Genomic DNA, 23,374 nt, shown 5'->3' with positions numbered 1-23,374 from the left:
GACGGATAGTGCAGTGAGCACTACTATCGGGGCACTTTATTTCCCCAGGATCGGACAATGCTCTATCTGTGGCTCAAAGCCCTGCACATTATCGCCATGGTCTGCTGGTTCGCCGGGCTGTTCTACCTGCCACGGCTGTTCGTCTACCACGCCATGAGCGAAGACCCTGCCAGCCGCGAACGCTTCTGCATCATGGAGCGCAAGCTGTACCGCGGCATCATGTGGCCCTCGATGATCGCCACCATCGGCCTGGGCCTGTGGCTGCTCAGTCTCAATTCCGCGTACTACTTCAGCCAGAGCTGGATGCACGCCAAGCTCAGCCTGGTGCTCGTGCTAGTGGCTTATCAACTGATGTGCGGTGCCCAGCTCAAGGCCTTCGCCCGCGGCGAGAACCGCCGCAGCCATGTGTTCTACCGCTGGTTCAACGAAGCCCCGGTCCTGGCACTGCTGGCCATCGTTATCCTGGTGGTGGTCAAGCCCTTCTGACGGCCTGTCGCGCTCTGCACGCAGCGCGACTTTCGCCCCAACCACTACCCTGCCCAGAGGAAACGCCCATGTCCCTACCTGCCCTGCTCGAACAACGTCTGCGCCTGCCAGTGGTCGCCGCGCCGATGTTTCTGGTATCCAACCCGCAACTGGTGCTCGCCTGTTGCCGCGGCGGCATAGTCGGCAGCTTCCCAGCCCTCAACCAGCATGAAAGCAGCGGCTTCAAGGCCTGGCTGGAAGAGATCGAGGTTGGCCTGGATGCGCAGTGCGCGCCCTATGCGGTCAACCTGATCGTGCATGGCAGCAATCCTCGGCTGCAAGCGGACCTGGCCATCTGCGTCGAACACCGCGTGCCTATCGTCATCACCAGTCTGGGTGCGGCGAAAGAGGTGGTGGATGCGGTGCACAGCTATGGCGGCCTGGTGTTTCACGATGTCACCACCCGCCGCCATGCCGAAAAAGCCGCAGCCGCCGGGGTCGACGGCCTGATCGCCGTGGCCGCCGGCGCAGGCGGACATGCCGGCACCTGGAGCCCCTTCGCTCTGATCGCCGAAATCCGCCAGTTCTTCGACAAGACCCTGCTGCTGGCCGGCTGCCTCAACCGGGGCCACGAGGTACTCGCCGCGCAACTGCTGGGGGTGGATCTGGCCTACCTTGGTACCCGGTTGATCGCCACCCAGGAAAATGCCGCCTCGCCGGCCTACAAGCAGATGGTTCTCGACGCCCAGGCCGCTGACATCATCCATACCCCGGCCGTCTCCGGGGTGCCGGCAAGCTTTATGCGCCAAAGCCTGGAACTGGCCGGCTACGATCTCAAGCAGCTGCAGAACAAGGGCGAACTCAACTACGGCGAGAAGCTGAAACCGGTAGACGAGGAAGCCAAGGCCTGGAAAACCGTGTGGTCCGCCGGCCAGGGCGTTGGCGCGATCGGCGATCTGCCGAGCGTCGAAACCCTGATCGCGCGCCTGGACAGCGAATACCGCGCGGCCTGCGAGCAGGCTCAGCAACTGCAGCGGCGCTGGCCGCGATAAGGCCGCTGCGCCAACGGTGCCCATGGCAGAGACTCGCCGCCCCTGCCGGCCAATGGCCGGTTTGGCGGCGCGGACAGAGTGTGATGGATGCCCACATTTGCAGCTCAGGCAGCTTGTTCACTGGCCTGCAGGCCAGCTAGTCTGTAGCGACCCCTCCCAGGCACCGACAAGGAAGCCGATATGAATCAAGCCCGTTTCAAGATTGTCTTCAGCGGCGAGCTGATGCCTGACGTGGCCCTGGAAACCGCCAAGGACAACCTGACGCGTCTGTTCAAAAGCGACGGCGCACGCATCAATGCGCTCTTTAGCGGCAGCGCCATCGAGATCAAACGCAACCTGAGCGAAAGCGAGGCCGATCAGTATCTCAGCGCCTTGCAGCGCGCCGGTGCCAAGGTGCGCAAGGAACAGGACCTGGCGGCCGGCCTGAGCCTGGTGGACAGCGATGACCACCCGCACGCCAGCAGCACGCCAGCGGCCATACCCACGACCGAGATGACCTGCCCCAAATGCGGCCACCAGCAGGCCAAGTCGGCCGAATGCAGTGCCTGCGGCATCATCATCGAGAAATTTATCGCCCGCCAGGCCATGTTCGGCGACAGCGCAGCGGCCGATACCGGCCCCGCCACGACGCCCTATGCCACACCCAAGGCCACAGTTGCCGAAAGCCTGCCGGAGTTCGGCGAGCTGAAGGTGTTTACCACCGACGGGCGAATCGGTCGCCTGCGCTACCTGGCCTGGTCGATGGGCCTACTGCTCGCCTGCATGCCCGTGTTCGCCGTGGCGGCAGGCTTCTTCGCCGTGTCGGAGATTCTTGGCGGCCTGCTGATCGCCCTGGCGGGTATCGCCGTGATGGTGGCCGGCATCATGTTTGGGGTGCAGCGTCTGCACGATATCGGCTGGTCCGGCTGGCTGCTGCTGTTGAGCCTGGTGCCAGTGGTGGGCGGGGTGTTCTCCCTGCTGCTGTTTATCATCCCCGGCAGCACCGAGGCCAACCGCTTCGGCCCACCGCCACCGCCCAACAGCACCGCGGTCAAGGTTCTGGCAGCACTCTGGCTGGGCGTTATCCTGCTCAGCATCATTGCCGCCATCGCCGTACCGGCCTATATGGGCTTCGCCGGCGCAGAGCTTTAAATCGCCTGCAGGATGGGGCCGTAACGGCCCCATCGCACAACCAGCCCGCCACGCAGCGGGCAGCCTATCCGCCACGACAGCGCCCCCCCCTCTAGCACAACGGCTGCCACGGCCGGTTAACCGGCACTCACCGTACGGCCATCCGCCCAGGCGCGCAGGGCCGCGAGATCCTCGGCCATGATCACCGACAGGGGCGCGGTACCCTGGATAGCGTGCAGCAGCGATGCCTGATCGACCGCCTGCTGCTGCGCCTGCGCGGCATACAGGGCACTGACCACCACCTGCTCGATCTCCGCCCCGGAAAACCCGGCACTGGCCTGCGCCAGTAGCGCCAGGTCGAAATCGTTCGGTTCCAGCTCCCGGCGCGCCAGGTGAATGCGGAAGATCTCGGCACGCACCGCGGCATCGGGCAGGTCGACGAAGAACAGCTCGTCGAAACGGCCCTTGCGCACCAGCTCGGGCGGCAGCCGCGCGATCACGTTGGCCGTGGCCACCATAAACACCGGAGCCTTGCGCTCGGCCATCCAGGTCAGCAGGGTACCAAGCACCCGCTGGCTGACGCCGCCGTCGTGATCGCCGCTGGCCAGGCCCTTCTCGATCTCGTCGATCCACAGCACACAGGGGGCCATCTGCTCGGCCAGTTTGAGGGCGTCCCGCAGGTTGCGCTCGGTCTCGCCGAAGAACTTGTTGTACAGGCAAGCGAAGTCCAGGCGCAGCAACGGCAGCCCCCAGAGTCCGGCCACGGCCTTGGCCGCCAGGCTCTTGCCGCCGCCCTGCACGCCGACCAGCAGTACCCCCTTGGGCAGATCGGTGCCCTTGCCCTCGAGGAAGATGCCTTGCCGCTCGGCCAGCCAGCGCTTGAGATTGCCCAGCCCGCCCACCTCGGCAAAGCGCGCGGTGTCGTACTCGAAGCTCAGCACGCCCTCCAGGTCGAGCAACTGGAACTTGGTCTTGTTCAGTTCGGGAATATCTTCCTGGGTGATCGCACCGTCGTCGCAGATCACATTGCGCGCCAGGGCGCGGGCCTCGGCATGACTGAGGCCACGCAGGTTCTTCACCACCTGCTGCAGGGTACGGTTATCGGTACGCACCCGGGCATTGCGATTACGCGCACTCCAGGCGCTGGCCTCATCACGGACAATCGCCAGCAACTCGTCTTCGCTGGGCAGCGCCAGGCTGAAGCGCGCCGCATAGCGCTGCACCTCGGGCGGCAGCTTGCAGGCATGGGAGACCAGCACCAGGGTCGGACCGCCGGGGGGCTCGCGCATGGCGACCTCCTTGAGCAGGCGCACCAGCCTGGGGTTGTCCTCCAGGAAGGGATGCAGGTCGCACAGCACATAGAGGGTCGGCTGCGAATCCGCCTTGATCAGGCGCAGCGCCGCCTCCGGCTCCAGGGTCGCGGCGTCGGTCTGGCTGTCGCCGACAAGGCCGAGGCGCTGCAGGCCCTCGGTCACCGACCAGACCTGCAGCGCCAGGCCGCGGCGCAGTGCCAGGCCGGTGAGGGTTTGCAGTACTCGCGGCTCGTCCCAGGACTCGATCAGGATCAGCCGGGCCTTGGAATCGAGCACCAGGCCCAGATCATGGATATCGTTCTTCACACACACTCCTTGTTCACTGGTCGAGCGGCACAGGGCCCCGCTAAACTCAGAGTTCTTTCAACAGGCCAGGAGACTGTCCATGGACTGTCTGTTCTGCAGAATCGTCGCCGGGGAAATCCCCGCGCGCAAGTTTTATGAAGATGACCAGGTGATTGCCTTCCACGATATCGGCCCACAGGCACCGGTGCATTTTCTGGTCATCCCGAAAAAACATATCAGCACCCTCAACCACCTGACCGAAGACGACAAGGCCCTGGCCGGGCATATCCTCTTTACCGCCCAGCGCCTAGCCAAAGAGCAGGGCTGCGAGGAAGGCTTCCGCGTGGTGATGAACTGCAATGATCTGGGCGGGCAGACCGTACACCACATCCATATGCACGTGCTTGGCCAGCGCCAGATGACCTGGCCGCCGGGCTGATGCGTCTGCTCCTGAGCCTGCTGCTCTGCGCGGGCCTGACCGCAGGGGCGCAGGCGCAGCCCGCCAACAACCCGTTCAGCGATCCGCTGCCAGGTGGTGCACAGGGCCCAGAGCTGGTCGTGGTACCGGCCGGACGCTTTTTCCTGGGCGACCGCAGCGGCCGCGGCAACCATAACGAGCATCCGCCGCAGCAGATCGAGATCAAACGCCCCTTCGCCATCGGTCGTTATGAGATCAGCTTCGCCGATTGGCAGTTGTATGCCGAGGCCAGCGGCACGCCCATGCCGGACAATGAGGGCTGGGGCCTGTCGGCGCAGCGGCCGGTGATCAATGTGTCCTGGCACCAGGCGCGGGCCTACGGCCAGTGGCTATCCAAAGCCAGCGGCCAGCGTTACCGCCTGCCCAACGAGGCCGAATGGGAGTACGCCGCCCGCGCCGGTAGCCAGAATTCCTACTGGTGGGGCGAAGAGCTCGATAGCCCGGAAACCCGGCCACGGGCGCATTGCCGCGGCTGCGCCACCTCGCGCCTGATCCACAACAAGACTGAACGCATCGGTCAGTTCCCGGCCAATGCCTTCGGCCTGCATGACAGCGCCGGCAATGTCTGGGAATGGACCGCCTCGCGCTTTGCCAGCCCTTTCGACGGCAGCGAACTGCAGACCGCCGGCCTGCTCGACAATAGCCCGCGGGTGGTTCGCGGCGGTGCCTGGAACAGCGGCCCCAGCTACTTGCGCAGCAGCCAGCGGGATATGAAGCAGCCGCAGCACAAGAACTACGCTCTGGGTTTTCGCATCCTCCGCGAGCTGCCCTGATCTTGATCAAGCCCCAGGCGGATGATTGGAGTAAACTGCCCGGGTTTTCAGCGCCGGAGGTCCCCATGGCCAACGAACGTCATTTCTCACCCGTCGATCGCCTGCTGCTGCAGGCCGATGCCGCCCTGCGCACCCTGCTGCCGTTCAGCGGCCAGCCCGGCCGACCATCGCCGGCCATCGTCCAGCCCGAAACCGAACTGGATGAACCGCAGGCCCAGCATGTCGCCGGCCTGATGCGCATCAACCACACCGGCGAGGTCTGCGCCCAGGCGCTGTACCAGGGCCAGGCCCTGACTGCCAAGTTGCCCCAGGTGCGCAAGGCCATGGAGCATGCCGCCGACGAGGAAGTCGATCACCTGGCCTGGTGCGAGCAGCGCATCCGCCAGCTCGGCAGCCAGCCGAGCATTCTCAACCCGCTGTTCTACGGTTTGTCTTTTGGCGTGGGCGCGGCCGCCGGCCTGATCAGCGACAAGGTCAGCCTGGGGTTTGTCGCCGCCACCGAAGACCAGGTGGTCAAACACCTCGATGAACACCTGCTGCAGATCCCCGAGGAGGACCTGAAATCGCGCGCCATCCTCGAACAGATGCGCACGGACGAGCAGCAGCACGCCACCAGCGCCTTGGAAGCCGGCGGCCTGCGCTTCCCGGCACCGGTGAAGTTCGGCATGAGCCTGCTGGCCAAGGTGATGACCAAAAGCACCTATCGACTCTGATCCAGCCAAGATCTGCGGTCAAAAAGAAGGGCCCCCATGGGGGCCCTTCTTTTTGACTGAATCGCGCCGGGTTACTCGCCCAGTTCGACTATCTCGTAATCGTGACTGATCTCGACGCCGGCACGGCCAAGCATGATCGAGGCCGAACAGTACTTCTCCGCCGACAGCTCCACCGCGCGCTTGACCTGAGCGTCTTTCAAACCGCGCCCCTTGACCACGAAATGCAGGTGGATCTTGGTGAACACCTTGGGCTCCTCGGTGGCACGTTCGGCCTCCAGAAAGGCCTCACAGCTCTCCACCGCCTGGCGGGACTTCTTCAGGATACTGACCACATCGAAGTTGCTGCAGCCACCCAGACCGATCAGCAGCATCTCCATTGGGCGCACACCCAGATTGCGGCCGCCGCTCTCCGGCGGGCCATCCATCACCACCGCATGGCCACTGCCCGACTCGCCGATAAACAGGGCTTCACCGGCCCACTGAATGCGCGCTTTCATTACTCAGGCTCCGCTGTTAAAAAGGGAGGCAGCTTAGCACAGCACTTTTAACAACCCGATACCGGCAAGGGGCCGTAGAGTTCCCGGCCAGATGTTAGCTACGTCGCAAAACGAGCCCTACGCGGACAAGCTCTGTTAAGCTGACGCCGGTTTACTGGCACACTTGAATGGATAACTAAAAAAAAAATTGCCTGTAAGACAAAGGCTTACCTTATAAAAATTCGGGACTCGGGCATGGTTGCAATTACCCTTACACCAAAAATAAAGAACCTCGACAAACTCCTCGCACACTGCCACCGCCGCCGCTACACGGCGAAAAGCACCATCATCTATGCCGGCGATCGTTGCGAAACCCTGTTCTTTATCGTCAAGGGCTCGGTCACCATCCTGATCGAGGACGACGATGGCCGTGAGATGATCATCGCCTACCTCAATTCGGGGGATTTCTTCGGCGAGATGGGCCTGTTCGAAAAGGACGGCACCGAGAAGGAACGCAGCGCCTGGGTACGGGCCAAGACCGAATGCGAAGTGGCGGAGCTGAGCTACGCCAAGTTCCGCGAGCTGACCCAGCAGGACCCGGACATCCTCTACGCCCTCGGCAGCCAGATGGCCGAACGCCTGCGCAACACCACGCGCAAGGTCGGCGATCTGGCCTTCCTCGATGTCACCGGCCGCGTCGCCCGTACCCTGCTCGACCTGTGCAAGCAGCCGGATGCCATGACCCACCCCGACGGCATGCAGATCAAGATCACCCGCCAGGAAATCGGCCGCATCGTCGGCTGCTCGCGCGAGATGGTCGGCCGCGTACTCAAGGCCCTGGAAGAACAGGGCCTGGTCAACGTCAAGGGCAAGACCATGGTGGTGTTCGGCACCCGCTGAATTCGCCAGACATAAAAATGGCGGGAGCCCTTTTTAACGTCGCGCAGCGACGGCCTGAAGGGTGGCTAGCAGGGATGCCAGCCAATAAAAAGCCGACGCATGCGTCGGCTTTTTTATGCTGCGTGCCCGGCTCAGTCCACATCAAGCGAACTGATCGCCCGCTTGCGCTCGGGAAAGAACAAACGTTCGAGCTCCGCCCCCGGATTATCGGCACGCATAAAGGCTTCGCCGACCAGAAAGGCATACACCTCGCTGATTTCCATCAGCTCGACGTCTGCGCGGTTGAGGATGCCGCTCTCGGTCACCACCAGACGGTCCCGGGGAATCCGCGGCAGTAGATCCAGGGTGGTTTCCAGGTCCAATTCGAAGGTGTGCAGGTTGCGGTTGTTGATCCCTAGCAGCGGCGTGTCCAGGGTCTTCAGCGCCCGCTCCAGCTCATCGCCATCATGCACTTCCACCAGCACGTCGAGATCGAAGGCCTTGGCGGTCGCCGCCAGCTCGGCCATCTGCCCGTCATCCAGGGCAGAGACGATCAGCAGCACGCAGTCGGCCCCCAGGGCGCGGGCTTCGACGATCTGGTAGGGATCGATCATAAAGTCCTTGCGGATCACCGGCAGGTTGCAGGCGCTACGCGCCTCCTGCAGGTAGTGATCGGCACCCTGGAAGAAATCCACATCGGTCAGCACCGACAGGCAGGTGGCTCCACCGGCGGCATAACTCTGGGCGATCTCGGCCGGCACGAAGTGCTCGCGCAGCACGCCCTTGCTCGGCGAGGCCTTCTTGATCTCGGCGATCACCGCCGGCTGCTTACGCTTGGCCTGCGCCAGCAGGGCGTTGGCAAAGCCGCGCGGGGCATCGGCGGCGCGCGCCCGCTGTTCGACCTCGGCCAGGCTGACGATGGCGCGGCGCTCGGCGACTTCCTCGGCCTTGCGCGCCAGGATCTTTTCCAGAACTGTGGGAAGGCTCACCCTGCATTCTCCTGCTTGTAAACGGCGGTAAAGGACACCAGCTCCTGCAGTTTTTCCCAGGCCAGGCCAGTATGCAGGGCGTCATGGGCGCGCTGCACGCCCTCCTTGAGGGTAGCAGCCAGATCGGCGGCGTAGATCGCCGCACCGGCATTCAGGGCGATCAGATCCGCAGCCTTCTGCCCCTGCTCGGTCTTGCGCTTGGTCAGGGCATCGCGGATCAGCGCCAGGGACTCGGCGGCATCCTCCACGGTCAGGCCGATCAGGCTCTGGCTCTTGATGCCGAAGTCCTCCGGCTGAATGCTGTACTCGCTGACCAGGCCATCCTTGAGCTCGGCGACAAAGGTCGGCGCGGCCAGGCTGATCTCGTCCAGACCGTCCTGGGCGTGCACCACCAACACATGCTCGCTGCCCAGGCGCTGCAGCACCTCGGCCAGCGGCCGGCACAGCGCCTTGCTGAACACGCCGAGCACCTGATGCTTGACCCCGGCCGGGTTGGTCATGGGGCCGAGCATATTGAAGATGGTGCGCAGACCCAGCTCGCGGCGCGGGCCGATGGCGTATTTCATCGCGCCATGGTGGGCCGGGGCGAACATAAACCCGACGCCGACGGATTCGACGCAGCGCGCCACCTGCTCGGGTGCCAGGTTGAGGTAGACCCCGGCGGCCTCCAGCAGATCGGCACTGCCACTCTTGCCCGACACCGCGCGATTGCCGTGCTTGGCCACCTGGCCACCGGCGGCGGCGACGACGAAGGCCGCGGCGGTGGAGACGTTGAAGATATTCATGCCGTCGCCACCGGTGCCGCAGGTGTCGACCAGGTGAGCGGCGTCAATCTGCACCGGCGCGGCCAGCTCGCGCATCAGCTGCGCGGCCCCGACAATTTCGTCGATGGTCTCGCTTTTCATGCGCAGGCCCATCAGAAAGGCACCGATCTGCGCGTCTGTGCACTGGCCGGTCATGATTTCGCGCATCACGTCCTGCATCTCGGCGGTATTCAGATCCAGCTGGCTGACCACCCGGTTCAGGGCTTCCTTGATATTCATTGGCGCACGCCTCCTTGTTGCTTGAGGAAGTTGGCAAACAGTTCATGACCCTGCTCGGTGAGGATCGACTCGGGATGGAACTGCACGCCCTCGATATGCAGGGTCTTGTGGCGCAGGCCCATGATCTCGTCCACTTCGCCGTTTTCCAGCTGAGTCCAGGCGGTGACTTCCAGGCAGTCCGGCAGGGTTTCGCGCTTGACCACCAGGGAATGATAGCGGGTCACGATGAGCGGGTTGTTGAGGCCGGCAAACATGCCCAGGTCCTGGTGGAACACCGGGCTGGTCTTGCCGTGCATCACCTGACGGGCGCGCACCACGTCGCCGCCAAAGGCCTGGCCGATGCTCTGGTGGCCCAGGCACACGCCGAGGATCGGCAGCTTGCCGGCGAAATGGCGGATGGCCTCGATGGACACCCCCGCCTCGCTCGGCGTGCAGGGTCCGGGGGAGACCACGATACGTTCGGGCTGCAGCGCCTCGATCTCGGCAATCGACAATTCATCGTTGCGGATCACCTGGACATCGGCACCCAGTTCACCCAGGTACTGCACCACGTTGTAGGTAAAGGAGTCGTAGTTATCGATCATTAAAAGCATGGTGGGACTCCTCAGCGCTGAATCTGGTCGGGGACGGTTTGTTCGGCCAGGGCCACGGCGCGGAACATGGCGCGGCGCTTGTTCAGCGTTTCCTCCCACTCCAGGGCCGGCACCGAGTCGGCGACGATGCCGGCACCGGCCTGCACATGCAGCTCACCATCCTTGATCACCGCGGTGCGGATGGCGATGGCGGTGTCCATATTGCCGTTCCAGGCCAGATAACCCACCGCACCGCCATAGACGCCACGCTTGACCGGCTCCAGCTCATCGATGATTTCCATGGCGCGAATCTTCGGCGCACCGGACAGGGTGCCGGCCGGCAGAATGGCGCGCAGGGCGTCCATGGCGGTCAGGCCTTCTTTGAGCTGGCCGGTGACGTTGGAGACGATATGCATGACGTTGGAATAGCGTTCGATCACCATCTTCTCGGTGAGCTTGACGCTGCCGGTACTGGCGACACGGCCGACATCGTTGCGCCCCAGGTCGATCAGCATCAGGTGCTCGGCGACTTCCTTGGCGTCCGACAGCAGGTCCTCTTCCAGGGCCAGGTCGGCCTCCTCGGTGGTGCCGCGCGGGCGGGTGCCGGCAATTGGCCGCACCGTGACCAGGCCGTCCTCCAGACGCACCAGCACCTCCGGCGAGCTGCCGACTACATGGAAGTCGCCGAAGTTGAAGAAGTACATATAGGGCGTCGGGTTGATGCAACGCAGCGCGCGGTACAGGTCGATGGGTGCGGCCTTGAACGGGATCGACATACGCTGGGAAATCACCACCTGCATGCAGTCGCCGGCGAGGATGTACTCCTTGATCGCCTTGACCGCATTTTCGTAGTCATCGCGTTTAAAGCTGGAAATGAAATCCGGTTCGGCACCCGCTGGCGCGGCCAGGTCCACACCCAGGCGCGGGGTAATTGGCTGGCGCAGCTTGTGCAGAATCTCCTGCAGGCGCGCCTGGCCCTGTTCCAGCGCGTCGGCCTGGGCGGGGTCGGCGAGGACGATGGCGTGCATCTTGCCCGCCAGGTTGTCGAACACCACCACCGCATCGGACACCATCAACAGGATATCCGGCGTGCCCAGGGCATCGGGGTTCACCCCCTTGGCCAGCTTTGGCTCGACGTAGCGCACGCTGTCGTAACCGAAGTAACCCACCAGGCCGCCGTTGAAACGCGGCAGACCAGGCAGGGTCGGCACCTTGTAGCGCGCCTGGAACTGCTCGACAAAGGCCAGCGGATCGATGCACTGATGGCGCTCGACCTCAACGCCGTCGACGCTGATCAGCACTTCATGGCCATAGGCACGCAGCACGGTGCGAGCTGGCAGGCCGATGATGGAGTAACGCCCCCATTTCTCGCCGCCCTGCACGGACTCCAGCAGGTAGGTGTTGGCCTCGTCGGCCAGTTTCAGGTAGATGGACAGCGGGGTGTCGAAATCCACCAGGGTTTCGCAGGCAACAGGAATGCGGTTATAGCCGGCAGCGGCTAAACGCAGGAATTCTTCGCGGGTCATGATCAGCCTCGTGGCTTGAGGTTTAAACGGTCGTGTGCAAACGCGCCGACTATGCGGCCAAGATCAGGTCAGAGGCGCCAGCGCCAACGGGCCAGGGCCTTGATGATTTTCATACCGGTTCTTGCGGACCAGCGCGTGCAGGTAACCACCACGGAGCTCTCTTAGGCGGGAGTAAGGTCCGGCCACACTAGCGCAGGCCAGAAGCCGAATCAACCCGGTGAGCCCCGCAAAGCAGGGCTCTGCGCCAATCAGCCACCGGCCACAACCGGCAGGGCGGCGGCCGGCAACAACTCGCGCAGGTTATCCAGCACCCGCGCCGGGTTTTCCTCGGCAATCGGCCGACCATGGTTGTAGCCATAATTCAGCGCCACGCAGGCCACGCCGGCGGCCCGGGCAGCCAGCACATCGTTGCGCGAGTCGCCGATAAACAGCGCCTGTCCGGCCTCGATTCGCGCCAGTTGCAGCACATGGCGCAGCGCCGCCGGGTCGGGCTTCTGTTGCGGCAGGGTGTCGCCGCCGATAATCCAGCGGAAATAACCACCCAGGCCTTTTTCATCCAGCAACGGCGCGACAAAGCGCTCCGGCTTGTTGGTGACGATGGCCAGCTCGACCTGCTGCTCGCGCAGCCAGTCGAGGGCTTCGCGCACCCCTGGGTAAACCTGGGTCAGCGTGTGACTGGCGGCGTAGTACTGCATAAACAGCTCCAGCGCCTGCTCGCCCCGGGCTTCATCTATATGTTCATGCTGCAGACCGCCGGCCAGGGCACGGCGCACCAGCACCCGTGCGCCATTGCCGACCCAGTCGCGTACCTGCTCAATGCCCGCAGCCGGCAGACCGAGCAGCACCAGGGTCTGGTCGACGGCCGCGGCCAGATCCGGCACCGAGTCCACCAGGGTGCCGTCCAGGTCGAACATCACCAGGCGTGGCAGCTCGCCCTGGAACAGCTCGCGCAGCATGCTCACCCGCGAACCTGGGCCAGCTCGGCGCGCATGGCGTCGATCACGGCCTTGTAGTCCGGCTGACCGAAGATCGCCGAGCCCGCGACAAAGGTGTCGGCACCGGCGGCGGCGATTTCGCGAATGTTCTGCACATTGACCCCACCGTCGATCTCCAGGCGGATCTCGCGGCCGGAAGCGTCGATCAGGGCGCGAGCCTCTTTGAGTTTTTCCAGGGTGTGGGGGATAAATTTCTGTCCGCCGAAACCCGGGTTGACGCTCATCAGCAGGATCATGTCGACCTTGTCCATGACGTGCTTGAGCACCTCCAACGGCGTGGCCGGGTTGAATACCAGGCCGGCCTTGGCCCCGCCCGCCTTGATCAGCTGCAGGGAACGGTCGATATGCTCGCTGGCTTCCGGGTGGAAGGTGATGTAGCTGGCACCGGCCTCGATAAAGTCGCCGATGATGCGGTCCACCGGCTTGACCATCAGGTGCGCGTCGATGGGCGCGGTGATGCCGTACTTGCGCAGCGCCGCGCAGACCATCGGGCCGATGGTCAGATTGGGTACATAGTGGTTGTCCATCACATCGAAGTGGACGATGTCGGCACCCGCGGCGAGCACCTTGTCCACTTCCTCGCCCAGGCGGGCGAAATCGGCGGAGAGGATCGACGGGGCGATGGCGAAGGGTTGCATGGCGCACCTCGGTGGCGTTCACGAAAGTGGCGCATTGTACCCGAGGGCATTCTCAGTCGTCGCTGGGACGATGGTCGGCTGCCGATACGCAATGGCTGCGACAGGCCGATATCGCCGACGATGCTCAGCTGGAAACTGCGGCTCGCACATTTACCACCTGATGGCGAGCGATGACAGCGTGCAGCAATGTGCAAACACCCTCAGCGCCCCTGCGCCATACCTTACTCCAGTCTTCGCCGGCCAAGACCCGCGCACACCTGACAAAGGCACGCCCAGGCATTAGGCTCTGCTGGCCCAGCCTTATCGAGGAATGCCCGATGCCCCGCCTGATCCCCAGCCTGACGGCCACCTCGACCCTGCTGCTGACGCTGCTGAGCACACCGCTGCTGGCCCAGCAGGCCGCCCCGAGCGAGGCCGGTGGCGAGAGCCCCAATCAGGCAACCGAGGCGCTGCAGCGCCCGCCGCTGGCCGAACGCAGCGAGCTCGAGGCCAGGGCCCTCGAACAGCGCCTGCAGGCCAAGGAGCAGCAGCACCTGCAGGCGGCGGATGAGCGATTTCTCGCGCTCTGGCTGCCGGCCAATGTCGGCGAGCCCAGCGGCGTGGTGATCCTGCTGCCGGGGGACGATGGCAACGCCGATAGCGCCCAGAGTGTCGGCCCGCTGCGGCGCAAACTGCCCGATGCTGGCTGGCACAGCCTGAGCCTGAGCCTGCCGGATCCCAACAGCGACATGCCTGCGCCGCGCAGCGCCGAACTGGTCGCCGAGCCTGCGCCGGTCAGCGTCGATACCGCGCAGGACGAGACACCGGACAGCGCGCCAGCCAGCGCCGAAGAGCCCGCTCCGACCCCAGCGGCAGACGCCCCGCCCACGGCGCAAGAGCAGCAAAAAGCCCACACCGAACGAGTGCTGGCACGGATCGAGTCGGCCATCGCCTTTGCCACCGAACAGCAGGCCAGAAGCATCGTTTTGCTCGGCCATGGCAGCGGTGCCTACTGGGCCGCCCGCTACCTGGCCGAGCGCCAGCCGGCCGAAGTGCGCAATCTGCTGGTGGTGGCCGCCAACGTGCCCGCCGGCTATAGCCCGCCGCTGGATGAGCTGATCCCGCAACTGCAACTGGCCACCGGCGACTTCTACTACAAGGACCAACTGCTCGACCGCCAGGCCGCCAGCCGGCGCATGCAGGCGAGCAAGCGGCAGAAGCACCCGAGCTATATCCAGATCGCGATGAAGGCCCTGCCCGGCAACCGCGAGACGGAACAGGAGCAGTTGTACCGCCGCATAAAGGGCTGGCTGACGCTGAATATCCAGGCGAAGTGAAGAAGCGTCAAAGGGCACCGAAAAACGCGAAATTGCCACCCACGTCGTATACGGATAAACCCTGACGCAATCCGGGGTGGCGCAAGGCAGCCGGTTAGCGAAAGCCCTGGCGCTGGCGAATCAGGTCATAGGCCTGATGCAGTTCACGGGTGCGCTCGGTGGCTTCGCGCACCCGCTCCAGGGTTGCGCCGCTGCCGGCCAGCTTGTCCGGGTGATGGCGGCTCAACAGGCGGCGATAGGCTTTCTTGATCTGCGCCGGCTCCGCATCGACCGCCACCCCCAGCAGGGTCAGAGCCTGCTGGTAGCCGCTGCCGAGCGTCGACGCCAACGGCCCCTGGCGCGGCGCATAGGCATCACTCAGCGCCTGCTGGGTGGTCGCGGGCACGTCCAGCCATTTGCCCCAGAGCAGAATCAACTCGCGCTCGGCCTGACTGACCCGCCCATCGACCCAGGCCATACGCCAGCAGGCACGCAATACCGCATCGCTGTGCGCGCGCTGACGCCGTAGCGGCGCACGCAGGTTATCGCGACCGGTCTTGCCCCGGGCAAAGGCGGCAATGGCACGGCGTTGCGCCTCGATATCCAACCCCAGGCGCTGCATCTCCGAACGGGTTTGCTGGATATGCACCTGCAACACCCGGCCATCGCACTTGGCCAGGCGGCCAAGGAGAATAAACAGCAGCTCATCATCGCGCGGCGCGGCCTTGCCGCCGAGGCGTTCGCGCAGTGCCGCCCAGTTGCTCAGGCGCATGCGCCGGTCCAGTACCTGGCCGAGCAAACCGCCAAGCAGAGCGCCGGGGATACTGGCTATCGCCAAGCCCGTGACGGCTCCCAGAACGGTGACCGGCCAGAGCATCTCAGCGCCTCGCCGCGAGCAGCTGTTCGACTTCGGCCAGGCGCTCATGGGTGCCAACATCCACCCAGCAGCCGGCAAAGCGCTCGCCACTGACCTGCCCACGCCCCATGGCTTCACGCAGCAGCGGTGCCAACTTGAAGGCACCGGCCTGACAACCGCGAAACAAGGCAGGCGACAGTACCGCGATACCGCTGTAGGTCAGGCTGGGCTGCTCCGGCTGTGCGTCCCGCACCAGGCCATCGCACAGGCAGAAATCACCCGCCTGGTGGTGCCCCGGGTTATCCACCAGCACCAGATGGGCCAGGCCGGCCAGCGGGCGGCGCAGCTCGGCGAAGGGGTAGTCGGTGAAGATATCGCCATTGACCAGCACAAAGGGCTGATCGCCCAACAGCGGCAGGGCCTGAAAAATACCGCCGCCGGTTTCCAGCGGCTCGCCCTCGGCCGAGTAGGCAATACTCAAGCCGAAACGCGCGCCGTCGCCCAGGTGGTCCTCGATCTGCTGGCCGAGCCAGGCATGGTTGATCACCACCTCGGTAAAGCCCGCCGCGGCCAGGCCACGCAGGTGGTACTCGATCAGCGGTACGCCGGCCGCCCGCACCAGGGGTTTCGGCGTATGCAGGGTCAGCGGGCGCAGGCGTTCGCCCTTGCCGGCCGCCAGGATCATCGCCTTCATGCAGGCACCTGGGCCTGGCGCGGCAGACTGGCCAGCAACTCACCCAGTTCGGCCAGCTCCGGCCGCCGCGCCAGCACCGCTTCTATATAGGTAAAGAAACGCGGCACATCGCCCAGGTATCGGGGTTTGCCGTCGCGGTGGCAGATGCGCGCAAAGATCCCGATCACCTTGAGATGGCGCTGCACCCCCATCAGGTCGCTGGCCCGCAGAAAGTCCGCAAACGCCCCCTGCACCGGAATACCGGCGGCCCGCGCCTGCTGCCAGTAGCCCTCCAGCCAGCCACTGACCCGTGCTTCGGGCCAGCTCAGGAAGGCATCCTTGAACAGACTGGTGACGTCATAGGTCACCGGGCCGTAGACCGCATCCTGGAAATCCAGCACTCCCGGATTGGGCTCGCTGAACATCAGGTTGCGCGGCATATAGTCGCGATGCACCAACACCTTGGGTTGAGCCAGGGCGCTGTCGATCAGTAGCTGGCTGACGCGCTGCCAGGCCGCCTGTTGCGACGCGTCGAGCTCGATGCCCAGATGACGCTGCACGTACCACTCGGGAAACAGCTGCAGTTCGCGACGCAGCAGGGCCTCGTCATAGCTCGGCAAGCCGCGATCCAACGGCAACTGCTGCAGGGCCAGCAGCGCCTGCAGGGCATCGGCGAACAGGCGATCGGCATTCTCCGCGGTGATCACATCGAGGTAGGTCTGCCGGCCAAGATCATTAAGCAGGAGGAAGCCATGCTCCAGGTCGGCGGCGAGAATCTGCGGCACATTGAGGCCCGCCTCCGCCAGCAAAGCGGCGATGCTGACGAAGGGCGCGCAGTTTTCCTGCGGCGGCGGCGCATCCATCACGATCAGGCTGCGCTCGCCGCCCTGCCAGCGAAAATAACGCCGAAAGCTGGCGTCGCTGCTGGCAGACGTCAGCGTGGCGGTGGGTACAGCGCCCCAGTCGTTTGCCGCGAACAGCGCAGCCAGTTGTGCTTCGAGCCAGTTTTCCAGGTGTTTCAGGCGTACATCTTGATCAGGCATTGCAAGGGTCTCCGACGGCGCTAGCCGTTGCGCGGGTCATGCTTTATTATCCAGCATCTTTTCAAGCCCATCGAGAGGCGTGCGGCCTCAGGGCCAATGGCGCGCAGGAAGCCCGGAAAAAATAAGATGGCAGTAAAATACCCCGCGTTTCGTAAAAAATTCCCCCTACTGGTCACTGGCAGCCTTCTGGCACTGCAACCCGTAGCCGTTCCCTTCGCATTCGCCGCCGAGCAGTATGACTGCCAGGTTTCCGCCTCTGGCGGCTGGGCATGCGCCCCGAAAGCCAGTACGGCGGCCTTGCCGGCACGGCCAGCGCCACGTGAAGCTGTGGCCGGTGCCGCTGCTGACGCACGCAGCGAAAAAGTCGCGCAAACGACGCTGGTCACCGAAAGCCGCGGTAAGGGCCTTGCCTCACGCAGTGCCGACTATAGCCACCTTGACTGGGTGCCGCGAGAAAACCTCAGCGCGGCGCAGCTGGCAGAAGCCGGCCCGTACTGCGCCGGTGCCTATGTCGAGCCGCTGCGGCCCGGCATGGACGACACCACGCCGATGAGCGAAGCGCCGTTGTTCGTCTCGGCCAAGGCTTCGCGCTATGAACAGGAAGAGCAAATCGCCACCCTGGCCGGCGATGTGGTGTTGCGCCAGGCCGGTATGCAGATCGAAGCCGACGAAGCCAACCTGCGTCAGGCCGAAAACCGCGGCGAGCTGATCGGCAATGTGCGTATGCGCGATCAGGGCATGCTGGTGGTTGGCGACCGCGCCGAGCTGCAACTGGACAACGGCGAAGCCAAGGTCGACAACGCCGAGTATGTGCTGCACAAGAGCCATACCCGCGGTAGCGCGCTCTACGCCAAGCGTGAAGAAAGCGCAGTCATCCGCCTGAAAGACGGTACCTACACCAGCTGCGAACCGGGCAGCAATGCCTGGCACCTCAAGGGCAACAACATCACCCTGAACCCGGCCACCGGTTTCGGCACCGCGACCAACGTGACCCTGCGGGTAAAGAACATTCCGGTGTTCTACACCCCCTATATCTACTTCCCGATCGACGATCGCCGCCAGTCCGGCTTCCTGCCGCCGAGCCTCAGCAGCTCCAGCGACAATGGCCTGAGCCTGCAGACCCCGTATTACTTCAACCTGGCACCGAACTACGATGCCACGCTCTACCCAACCTATATGACCGATCGCGGCCTGTTGATGGAAGGCGAGTTCCGCTACCTGACCAAGAGCAGCGAAGGTCAGTTCGGCGCAGCCTACCTCGACGACAGCAACGACGATCGCAAGCTGCAGTCCGAGTATGAAGACCAGCGCTGGATGTACAGCTGGCAGCACAAGACCGGCCTGGACTCGCGCCTGCTGGCCGAAGTCGACTACACCGACATCAGCGACCCCTATTACTTCCAGGACCTGGGCAGCGACCTCGGCATCGGCTCCACCAGCTATGTCGACCAGCGCGGCACCCTGACCTATCGCGGCAACGGCTACACGGCGCGGCTCAATGCCCACGCCTATGAGCTGGCCAATATCACCGACGTCACGCCCTATAACCGTCTGCCGCAGCTGACCCTGGACGGCAAGCTGCCCTTCGAGCCGGCCGGCCTGAACTTCACCTATGGCACCGAGTATGTGCGCTTCGACCGCAGCCTGCGCTCGGGCAACTTTATCAATGAAGACGGTGTGACCGAGCAGCCCTGGTACGACACCCGCCTGCGCGGCCTGGCACGCGCCAATGGCGAGCGCCTGCATCTGGAGCCAGCGGTCAGCCTGCCGCTGAACTGGAGCTGGGGTTTCCTTACACCCAAGGTCAAGTACCTGCACACCAACTATGACCTGAGCCTGGACAGCCAGGGCAAGAGCACCTTGCTGGCCGAACAGAGCTACAAGAGCAGTCAGTCTCGTGGCGTCGCCATGTTCAGCCTGGACAGCGGCCTGTACTTCGACCGCGACACCCAGTGGTTCGGCAAGAACTACCGCCAGACCCTGGAGCCGCGCCTGTTCTATCTCAATGTTCCCGAGGAAGACCAGACCGATATCCCGGTGTTCGACACCAGCGAAAGCACCTTCAACTACGCCTCGCTGTTCCGCGAAAATCGTTTCTCCGGCAAGGACCGTATCGGCGACGAGAACAAACTGTCGCTGGGCGTGACCAATCGCTGGATCGAAAGCAACGGCTTCGAACGGCAGCGCTTCAGCATCGGCCAGGCCTTCTACTTCGAAGACCGCAAGGTGCAGATGCCCGGCATCGACTACCGCACCCGTCCGGACGCGCAAGCCTCGCAGTCGCCTTATGCGCTGCAGTATATGTATCGTTTCAACCGCGACTGGCGCCTGAGCTCGGACTTCAACTGGGACCCGGACACCCACAGCACCCGCTCGGGCAGCGCGATGTTCCACTACCAGCCCGAAGACAACCCGAACAAGGTGGTCAACGCCGGCTATCGCTACAAGAACGACACCATCCGCTATGACCGCGATAGCGGTACCTGGACCAACAATCCGGACTACGGCACGCCGGGCTCCGTGAACTACATCAAGGACTACTACAAGATCAGCCAGCACGACTTCTCGGTGATCTGGCCGATCGTGCCGCAGTGGAGCGTGATTTCCCGCTGGCAGTATGACTACGGCCGCGACCGTACCCTGGAAGCCTTCGCCGGCTTCGAGTACGACAGCTGCTGCTGGAAACTGCGCCTGATCAACCGTTACTGGATCGACTACGACGAAGTCAGCCTGAATCCCTCGCTCAACGACGAGCCGGATCGTGGCATCTTCCTGCAAATCGTACTCAAGGGTCTGGGCGGTGTAGTGGGTAATAAGGTCGAGACTTTCCTCGACGAAGGCATTCAAGGTTATCGTGAACGTGAAGACAAAGCTTTCTGATTGCATGCGCCCGCTGCTGTTGGGCGCGCTGTTTCTGGGTGCTGCGGTGCAAGCCGAAGTACAACCGCTCAACCGCGTGGTGGCGATTGTCGACAACGACGTGGTGATGCAGAGCCAACTCGACACCCGTCTGCGCGAGGTGCAAAAAACCATCGCCCAACGCGGCGCGGCCCTGCCGCCCGAGCACGTGCTCAGCCAGCAGGTGCTGGAACGCCTGATCATCGAGAATATCCAGCTGCAGATCGGCGAGCGCTCCGGCATTCGCATCACCGATGAGGAGCTGAATCAGGCCATTGGCACCATTGCCCAGCGCAACGGCATGAGCCTCGATCAGTTCCGCGCGGCCCTGACCTCCGACGGCCTGTCCTATGCCGACGCCCGCGATCAGGTACGCCGCGAGATGATCATCAGCCGCGTGCGCCAGCGCCGCGTCGCCGAACGCATCCAGGTGACCGACCAGGAGGTGCAGAACTTCCTCGCCTCGGACCTGGGCAAGATGCAGCTTTCGGAAGAGTTCCGCCTGGCCAACATCCTGATTCCGGTCAGCGAGGGGGCGTCCTCCCAGGATATCCAGGCGGCCGAACGCCAGGCCCGCGAGCTGTACCAGCAACTGCAGCAAGGGGCCGACTTCGCCCAGCTGGCCATTGCCCGCTCGGCCAGCGAAACCGCACTGGAAGGCGGCGAAATGGGCTGGCGCAAGGCCGGCCAATTGCCGCCGCCGTTCGACACCATGCTGACCAGCCTGTCGGTGGGCGAGGTCACCGAACCGATGCGCACCCCGGGCGGTTTTATCCTGCTCAAGGTGCTGGACAAGCGCGGCGGCGACAGCCAGGTACGCGACGAAGTCAATGTTCGGCATATCCTGATCAAGCCCAGCGAGATCCGCAGCGAAGCCGAAACCAAACGCCTGATCGAGCGCCTGTATCAGCGCATCCTCGCCGGCGAAGACTTCAGCGAACTGGCGAAGAGCTTCTCCGAAGATCCGGGCTCGGCCCTCAACGGCGGCGTGCTTAACTGGATCGACCCCAACGCCCTGGTTCCCGAGTTCCGCGAGGTGATGAACAGCACCCCGGCGGGCGAGCTGTCCAAGCCGTTCCAGAGCCCCTTCGGCTGGCACGTGCTGGAAGTCATGGGCCGCCGCGCCACCGACACCAGCGAACAGTACCGCGAGCAGCAGGCGCTGAACCTGCTGCGCAACCGCAAGTACGACGAAGAGCTGCAGGTCTGGCTGCGGCAGATCCGCGACGAAGCCTATGTCGAGAGCAAGCTCTAACAGGCCAGCTCCCAGACGAACCAGCCCGACTCGGCGCAATCCGCGAGTCGGGCTTTTTTTCGTCCCTTTATAGCGCGCCGGCGCTACCATCATGCATCGCTCCAACCCCGCCGACGGATTACCCGCGAGAGCCAACCGATGACCACTCCCCGCCTTTTCGCATTGACTCCCGGCGAGCCCGCCGGCATTGGCCCCGACCTGTGCCTGCTGCTGGCCCGCACTGCACAGCCGCACGCGCTGATCGCCATTGCCAACCGCGCCCTGCTGGCCGAACGCGCCCAGCAGCTGGGCCTGCGGCTTGAGTTGCTGGACGTCGGACCCGGCAACTGGCCGCAACGACCAGCCCCCGCCGGCAGCCTGTATGTCTGGGATACTCCGCTGGGCGCACCAGTGCAGACCGGGCAACTGAACCAGGGCAACGCCGCCTATGTGCTGGAAACCCTGACCCGCGCCGGGCAAGGCTGCCTCGACGGGCACTTCGCCGGGATGATCACCGCCCCGGTGCACAAGGGCGTGATCAACCAGGCCGGGATTGCCTTCTCCGGCCATACCGAGTTTCTCGCCGAACTGACGCAAACCGAGCAGGTGGTGATGATGCTCGCCACCCACGGCCTGCGCGTGGCCCTGGTGACCACCCATCTGCCTCTGCGCCAGGTAGCCGATGCCATCACCCCCGAGCGCCTGGCCCGGGTCACGCGGATTCTCGACCATGACCTGCGCACGAAATTCGGCATCCCCCGGCCGCGCATCCTGGTCTGCGGCCTCAACCCCCATGCCGGCGAAGGCGGCCACCTGGGTCGCGAGGAAATCGAGATCATCGAACCGACCCTCGAACAGCTTCGCGGCGAAGGCATCGAGCTGATCGGCCCGCTGCCGGCCGACACCCTGTTCACCCCCAAGCATCTGGAACACTGCGATGCGGTGCTGGCCATGTACCACGACCAGGGCCTGCCTGTACTCAAGTACAAGGGCTTCGGCGCGGCGGTCAATGTCACCCTGGGGCTGCCGATTATCCGCACCTCGGTGGATCACGGCACCGCCCTGGACCTGGCCGGCAGCGGTCGGATCGACAGCGGCAGCCTGCAGGTGGCCCTGGAAACCGCCTACCAGATGGCTGCCAGCCGCGCCTGAGGATTGGCGGCGCTACGGCTTGCGCTGCCAATGCTGTTAAACTGCCGCTCTTTGTTTGCGCTTTAAGCTTGCAGCTTGAGGCCTGGAGCTGCCCTCGATGTCCGAATACCAACACCGCGCGCGCAAGCGCTTTGGCCAGAACTTCCTGCACGACGCCGGGGTGATCCACCGCATCCTGCGCGCCATCCATGCCCGCGAAGGCGAGCATATGCTGGAAATCGGCCCGGGCCAGGGCGCACTGACCGAGGGCCTGCTCGATAGCGGCGCACAGCTCGACGTGATCGAACTGGACCGCGACCTGATCCCGATCCTGCAGCATCAGTTCGGCAACAACCCGCGCTTTCGCCTGAACCAGGGCGACGCACTCAAATTCGACTTCAACCAGTTGCAGGCCGCACCGCGCAGCCTGCGGGTGGTGGGCAACCTGCCATACAACATCTCCACGCCACTGATCTTCCACCTGCTGAGCAATGCCGCACTGATCCGCGACATGCACTTTATGCTGCAGAAGGAAGTGGTCGAACGCCTGGCCGCCACCCCAGGTGGTGGCGACTGGGGCCGTCTGTCGATCATGGTGCAGTACCACTGCCGCGTGGAGCACCTGTTCAACGTCGGCCCCGGGGCCTTCAACCCGCCGCCCAAGGTCGACTCGGCAATCGTCCGCCTGGTGCCACACGAGGTGCTGCCGCACCCGGCCAAGGATCATCACCTGCTCGAACGTGTGGTGCGCGAAGCCTTCAACCAGCGGCGCAAGACCCTGCGCAACACCCTCAAGGCCCTGCTGCCAGCCAGCGCCATCGAAGCCGCCGAAGTAGACGGCAGCCTGCGCCCCGAACAACTGGACCTGGCCGCCTTTGTCCGCCTGGCGGACCAGCTGGCCGACCAGCCCAGCGCCAGCTGATGGTAGCTAGACTGA

General features: G+C 64.3%; 23 protein-coding genes. 12 read left to right on the top strand and 11 right to left on the bottom strand.

The window, feature by feature from the left end; all coding sequences use genetic code 11:
• The first annotated feature begins 57 nt into the window (after positions 1 to 57).
• From hemJ to AACY13_RS16560, 3 genes are all read left to right on the top strand, one after another.
• Entirely contained in the window at positions 58 to 486 is a 429-nt protein-coding gene (hemJ, locus tag AACY13_RS16570) for a protoporphyrinogen oxidase HemJ (protein WP_339462676.1), read from the top strand.
• 68 nt (positions 487 to 554) lie between these two features.
• The gene (locus AACY13_RS16565; protein ID WP_339462675.1) at positions 555 to 1,517 is read left to right on the top strand and encodes an NAD(P)H-dependent flavin oxidoreductase; all 963 of its coding nucleotides are present in this window, start codon (positions 555 to 557) and stop codon (positions 1,515 to 1,517) included.
• Positions 1,518 to 1,697: 180 nt separating this feature from the next.
• Positions 1,698 to 2,648, top strand: a complete 951-nt coding sequence (locus AACY13_RS16560) for a DUF805 domain-containing protein (protein WP_339462674.1) — start codon at positions 1,698 to 1,700, stop codon at positions 2,646 to 2,648.
• Positions 2,649 to 2,764: 116 nt separating this feature from the next.
• Here the strand turns inward: AACY13_RS16560 and AACY13_RS16555 are convergent, their stop codons facing one another.
• Positions 2,765 to 4,246, bottom strand: a complete 1,482-nt coding sequence (locus AACY13_RS16555; protein WP_339462673.1) for an AAA family ATPase — start codon at positions 4,244 to 4,246, stop codon at positions 2,765 to 2,767.
• Between the two features lie 79 nt (positions 4,247 to 4,325).
• Between AACY13_RS16555 and AACY13_RS16550 the strand changes: the two genes are divergently transcribed.
• The 3 genes from AACY13_RS16550 (at position 4,326) to coq7 (ending at position 6,189) form a co-directional block, all read left to right on the top strand.
• On the top strand, positions 4,326 to 4,664 hold the full coding sequence (locus AACY13_RS16550) for a histidine triad nucleotide-binding protein (RefSeq protein ID WP_339462672.1): 339 nt from the start codon (positions 4,326 to 4,328) through the stop codon (positions 4,662 to 4,664).
• The gene (locus AACY13_RS16545) at positions 4,664 to 5,476 is read left to right on the top strand and encodes a formylglycine-generating enzyme family protein (RefSeq protein WP_339462671.1); all 813 of its coding nucleotides are present in this window, start codon (positions 4,664 to 4,666) and stop codon (positions 5,474 to 5,476) included. The genes AACY13_RS16550 and AACY13_RS16545 overlap by 1 nt, the downstream gene beginning before the upstream one ends.
• 65 nt (positions 5,477 to 5,541) lie before the next feature.
• Entirely contained in the window at positions 5,542 to 6,189 is a 648-nt protein-coding gene (coq7, locus tag AACY13_RS16540; protein ID WP_339462670.1) for a 2-polyprenyl-3-methyl-6-methoxy-1,4-benzoquinone monooxygenase, read from the top strand.
• Positions 6,190 to 6,260: 71 nt separating this feature from the next.
• Here the strand turns inward: coq7 and AACY13_RS16535 are convergent, their stop codons facing one another.
• Positions 6,261 to 6,686: an OsmC family protein gene (locus AACY13_RS16535; protein WP_339462669.1), complete on the bottom strand. Its 426-nt coding sequence runs from the start codon at positions 6,684 to 6,686 to the stop codon at positions 6,261 to 6,263.
• Positions 6,687 to 6,920: 234 nt separating this feature from the next.
• Between AACY13_RS16535 and crp the strand changes: the two genes are divergently transcribed.
• Entirely contained in the window at positions 6,921 to 7,565 is a 645-nt protein-coding gene (crp, locus tag AACY13_RS16530) for a cAMP-activated global transcriptional regulator CRP (RefSeq protein ID WP_136664372.1), read from the top strand.
• A 131-nt stretch (positions 7,566 to 7,696) separates the two neighbouring features.
• Here crp and trpC read toward each other — a convergent pair whose 3' ends face one another.
• The 6 genes from trpC to rpe all read right to left on the bottom strand — a co-directional run bounded on the left by trpC (position 7,697) and on the right by rpe (position 13,307).
• Positions 7,697 to 8,533 carry an indole-3-glycerol phosphate synthase TrpC gene (trpC, locus tag AACY13_RS16525; protein WP_339462668.1) on the bottom strand — a complete coding sequence of 279 codons (837 nt, stop codon included), beginning with the start codon at positions 8,531 to 8,533 and terminating at the stop codon, positions 7,697 to 7,699.
• Positions 8,530 to 9,576 (bottom strand): anthranilate phosphoribosyltransferase, encoded by a 1,047-nt coding sequence (trpD, locus tag AACY13_RS16520; protein ID WP_339462667.1) that lies wholly within the window; start codon positions 9,574 to 9,576, stop codon positions 8,530 to 8,532. The genes trpC and trpD overlap by 4 nt, the downstream gene beginning before the upstream one ends.
• Positions 9,573 to 10,169 carry an aminodeoxychorismate/anthranilate synthase component II gene (locus tag AACY13_RS16515; RefSeq protein ID WP_339462666.1) on the bottom strand — a complete coding sequence of 199 codons (597 nt, stop codon included), beginning with the start codon at positions 10,167 to 10,169 and terminating at the stop codon, positions 9,573 to 9,575. The genes trpD and AACY13_RS16515 overlap by 4 nt, the downstream gene beginning before the upstream one ends.
• An 11-nt stretch (positions 10,170 to 10,180) precedes the next feature.
• Positions 10,181 to 11,674 (bottom strand): anthranilate synthase component I, encoded by a 1,494-nt coding sequence (gene trpE / locus AACY13_RS16510; protein WP_339462665.1) that lies wholly within the window; start codon positions 11,672 to 11,674, stop codon positions 10,181 to 10,183.
• Between the two features lie 248 nt (positions 11,675 to 11,922).
• The gene (locus tag AACY13_RS16505; RefSeq protein WP_445262585.1) at positions 11,923 to 12,636 is read right to left on the bottom strand and encodes a phosphoglycolate phosphatase; all 714 of its coding nucleotides are present in this window, start codon (positions 12,634 to 12,636) and stop codon (positions 11,923 to 11,925) included.
• Positions 12,633 to 13,307 (bottom strand): ribulose-phosphate 3-epimerase, encoded by a 675-nt coding sequence (gene rpe, locus AACY13_RS16500; RefSeq protein WP_339462664.1) that lies wholly within the window; start codon positions 13,305 to 13,307, stop codon positions 12,633 to 12,635. The genes AACY13_RS16505 and rpe overlap by 4 nt, the downstream gene beginning before the upstream one ends.
• Before the next feature lie 317 nt (positions 13,308 to 13,624).
• On the opposite strand from rpe, the gene AACY13_RS16495 reads away from it, so the two are divergent.
• Positions 13,625 to 14,623, top strand: a complete 999-nt coding sequence (locus AACY13_RS16495) for an alpha/beta hydrolase family protein (protein ID WP_339462663.1) — start codon at positions 13,625 to 13,627, stop codon at positions 14,621 to 14,623.
• 94 nt (positions 14,624 to 14,717) lie between these two features.
• Here AACY13_RS16495 and AACY13_RS16490 read toward each other — a convergent pair whose 3' ends face one another.
• From AACY13_RS16490 to AACY13_RS16480, 3 genes are read right to left on the bottom strand one after another with little or no spacing between them, the layout of a single operon-like run.
• The gene (locus AACY13_RS16490) at positions 14,718 to 15,479 is read right to left on the bottom strand and encodes a DnaJ domain-containing protein (RefSeq protein WP_339462662.1); all 762 of its coding nucleotides are present in this window, start codon (positions 15,477 to 15,479) and stop codon (positions 14,718 to 14,720) included.
• A 1-nt stretch (position 15,480) separates the two neighbouring features.
• Positions 15,481 to 16,152, bottom strand: a complete 672-nt coding sequence (gene murU / locus AACY13_RS16485) for an N-acetylmuramate alpha-1-phosphate uridylyltransferase MurU (RefSeq protein ID WP_339462661.1) — start codon at positions 16,150 to 16,152, stop codon at positions 15,481 to 15,483.
• A complete protein-coding gene (locus AACY13_RS16480; RefSeq protein ID WP_339462660.1) occupies positions 16,149 to 17,174 on the bottom strand; it encodes an aminoglycoside phosphotransferase family protein in 1,026 nt (341 codons plus the stop codon). Before AACY13_RS16480 ends, murU begins: the two co-directional genes overlap by 4 nt.
• A gap of 126 nt (positions 17,175 to 17,300) precedes the next feature.
• On the opposite strand from AACY13_RS16480, the gene AACY13_RS16475 reads away from it, so the two are divergent.
• The 4 genes from AACY13_RS16475 (at position 17,301) to rsmA (ending at position 23,359) form a co-directional block, all read left to right on the top strand.
• Positions 17,301 to 20,054, top strand: a complete 2,754-nt coding sequence (locus AACY13_RS16475; protein ID WP_339462659.1) for an LPS-assembly protein LptD — start codon at positions 17,301 to 17,303, stop codon at positions 20,052 to 20,054.
• A gap of 4 nt (positions 20,055 to 20,058) precedes the next feature.
• Positions 20,059 to 21,327, top strand: coding sequence for a peptidylprolyl isomerase (locus tag AACY13_RS16470; protein WP_445262587.1), 1,269 nt, complete (start codon positions 20,059 to 20,061; stop codon positions 21,325 to 21,327).
• A 138-nt stretch (positions 21,328 to 21,465) separates the two neighbouring features.
• A complete protein-coding gene (gene pdxA, locus AACY13_RS16465) occupies positions 21,466 to 22,458 on the top strand; it encodes a 4-hydroxythreonine-4-phosphate dehydrogenase PdxA (protein ID WP_339462657.1) in 993 nt (330 codons plus the stop codon).
• Between the two features lie 97 nt (positions 22,459 to 22,555).
• Positions 22,556 to 23,359, top strand: coding sequence for a 16S rRNA (adenine(1518)-N(6)/adenine(1519)-N(6))-dimethyltransferase RsmA (rsmA, locus tag AACY13_RS16460; protein ID WP_339462656.1), 804 nt, complete (start codon positions 22,556 to 22,558; stop codon positions 23,357 to 23,359).
• Positions 23,360 to 23,374: the final 15 nt, after the last annotated feature.

It is taken from the genome of Pseudomonas sp. EA_105y_Pfl2_R69 (assembly GCF_963970915.1).
In the GTDB taxonomy this organism is placed as follows: domain Bacteria; phylum Pseudomonadota; class Gammaproteobacteria; order Pseudomonadales; family Pseudomonadaceae; genus Aquipseudomonas.
The sequence above is the reverse complement of the archived record's forward strand: the minus strand, read 5'-3'. Positions and strand labels throughout refer to the sequence as shown.

What these genes read in the sequence shown, in the direction of transcription:
- AACY13_RS16565 (WP_339462675.1), top strand. Translation starts at nt 555, where the DNA reads ATGTCCCTACCTGCCCTGCTCGAACAACGTCTGCGCCTGCCAGTGGTC.
- AACY13_RS16480 (WP_339462660.1), bottom strand. Translation starts at nt 17,174, where the DNA reads ATGCCTGATCAAGATGTACGCCTGAAACACCTGGAAAACTGGCTCGAA.
- trpE (WP_339462665.1), bottom strand. Translation starts at nt 11,674, where the DNA reads ATGACCCGCGAAGAATTCCTGCGTTTAGCCGCTGCCGGCTATAACCGC.
- AACY13_RS16550 (WP_339462672.1), top strand. Translation starts at nt 4,326, where the DNA reads ATGGACTGTCTGTTCTGCAGAATCGTCGCCGGGGAAATCCCCGCGCGC.
- hemJ (WP_339462676.1), top strand. Translation starts at nt 58, where the DNA reads ATGCTCTATCTGTGGCTCAAAGCCCTGCACATTATCGCCATGGTCTGC.
- AACY13_RS16475 (WP_339462659.1), top strand. Translation starts at nt 17,301, where the DNA reads ATGGCAGTAAAATACCCCGCGTTTCGTAAAAAATTCCCCCTACTGGTC.
- murU (WP_339462661.1), bottom strand. Translation starts at nt 16,152, where the DNA reads ATGAAGGCGATGATCCTGGCGGCCGGCAAGGGCGAACGCCTGCGCCCG.
- AACY13_RS16495 (WP_339462663.1), top strand. Translation starts at nt 13,625, where the DNA reads ATGCCCCGCCTGATCCCCAGCCTGACGGCCACCTCGACCCTGCTGCTG.
- AACY13_RS16470 (WP_445262587.1), top strand. Translation starts at nt 20,059, where the DNA reads ATGCGCCCGCTGCTGTTGGGCGCGCTGTTTCTGGGTGCTGCGGTGCAA.
- rpe (WP_339462664.1), bottom strand. Translation starts at nt 13,307, where the DNA reads ATGCAACCCTTCGCCATCGCCCCGTCGATCCTCTCCGCCGATTTCGCC.
- coq7 (WP_339462670.1), top strand. Translation starts at nt 5,542, where the DNA reads ATGGCCAACGAACGTCATTTCTCACCCGTCGATCGCCTGCTGCTGCAG.
- crp (WP_136664372.1), top strand. Translation starts at nt 6,921, where the DNA reads ATGGTTGCAATTACCCTTACACCAAAAATAAAGAACCTCGACAAACTC.
- trpD (WP_339462667.1), bottom strand. Translation starts at nt 9,576, where the DNA reads ATGAATATCAAGGAAGCCCTGAACCGGGTGGTCAGCCAGCTGGATCTG.
- pdxA (WP_339462657.1), top strand. Translation starts at nt 21,466, where the DNA reads ATGACCACTCCCCGCCTTTTCGCATTGACTCCCGGCGAGCCCGCCGGC.
- AACY13_RS16535 (WP_339462669.1), bottom strand. Translation starts at nt 6,686, where the DNA reads ATGAAAGCGCGCATTCAGTGGGCCGGTGAAGCCCTGTTTATCGGCGAG.
- AACY13_RS16560 (WP_339462674.1), top strand. Translation starts at nt 1,698, where the DNA reads ATGAATCAAGCCCGTTTCAAGATTGTCTTCAGCGGCGAGCTGATGCCT.
- rsmA (WP_339462656.1), top strand. Translation starts at nt 22,556, where the DNA reads ATGTCCGAATACCAACACCGCGCGCGCAAGCGCTTTGGCCAGAACTTC.
- AACY13_RS16545 (WP_339462671.1), top strand. Translation starts at nt 4,664, where the DNA reads ATGCGTCTGCTCCTGAGCCTGCTGCTCTGCGCGGGCCTGACCGCAGGG.
- AACY13_RS16490 (WP_339462662.1), bottom strand. Translation starts at nt 15,479, where the DNA reads ATGCTCTGGCCGGTCACCGTTCTGGGAGCCGTCACGGGCTTGGCGATA.
- AACY13_RS16515 (WP_339462666.1), bottom strand. Translation starts at nt 10,169, where the DNA reads ATGCTTTTAATGATCGATAACTACGACTCCTTTACCTACAACGTGGTG.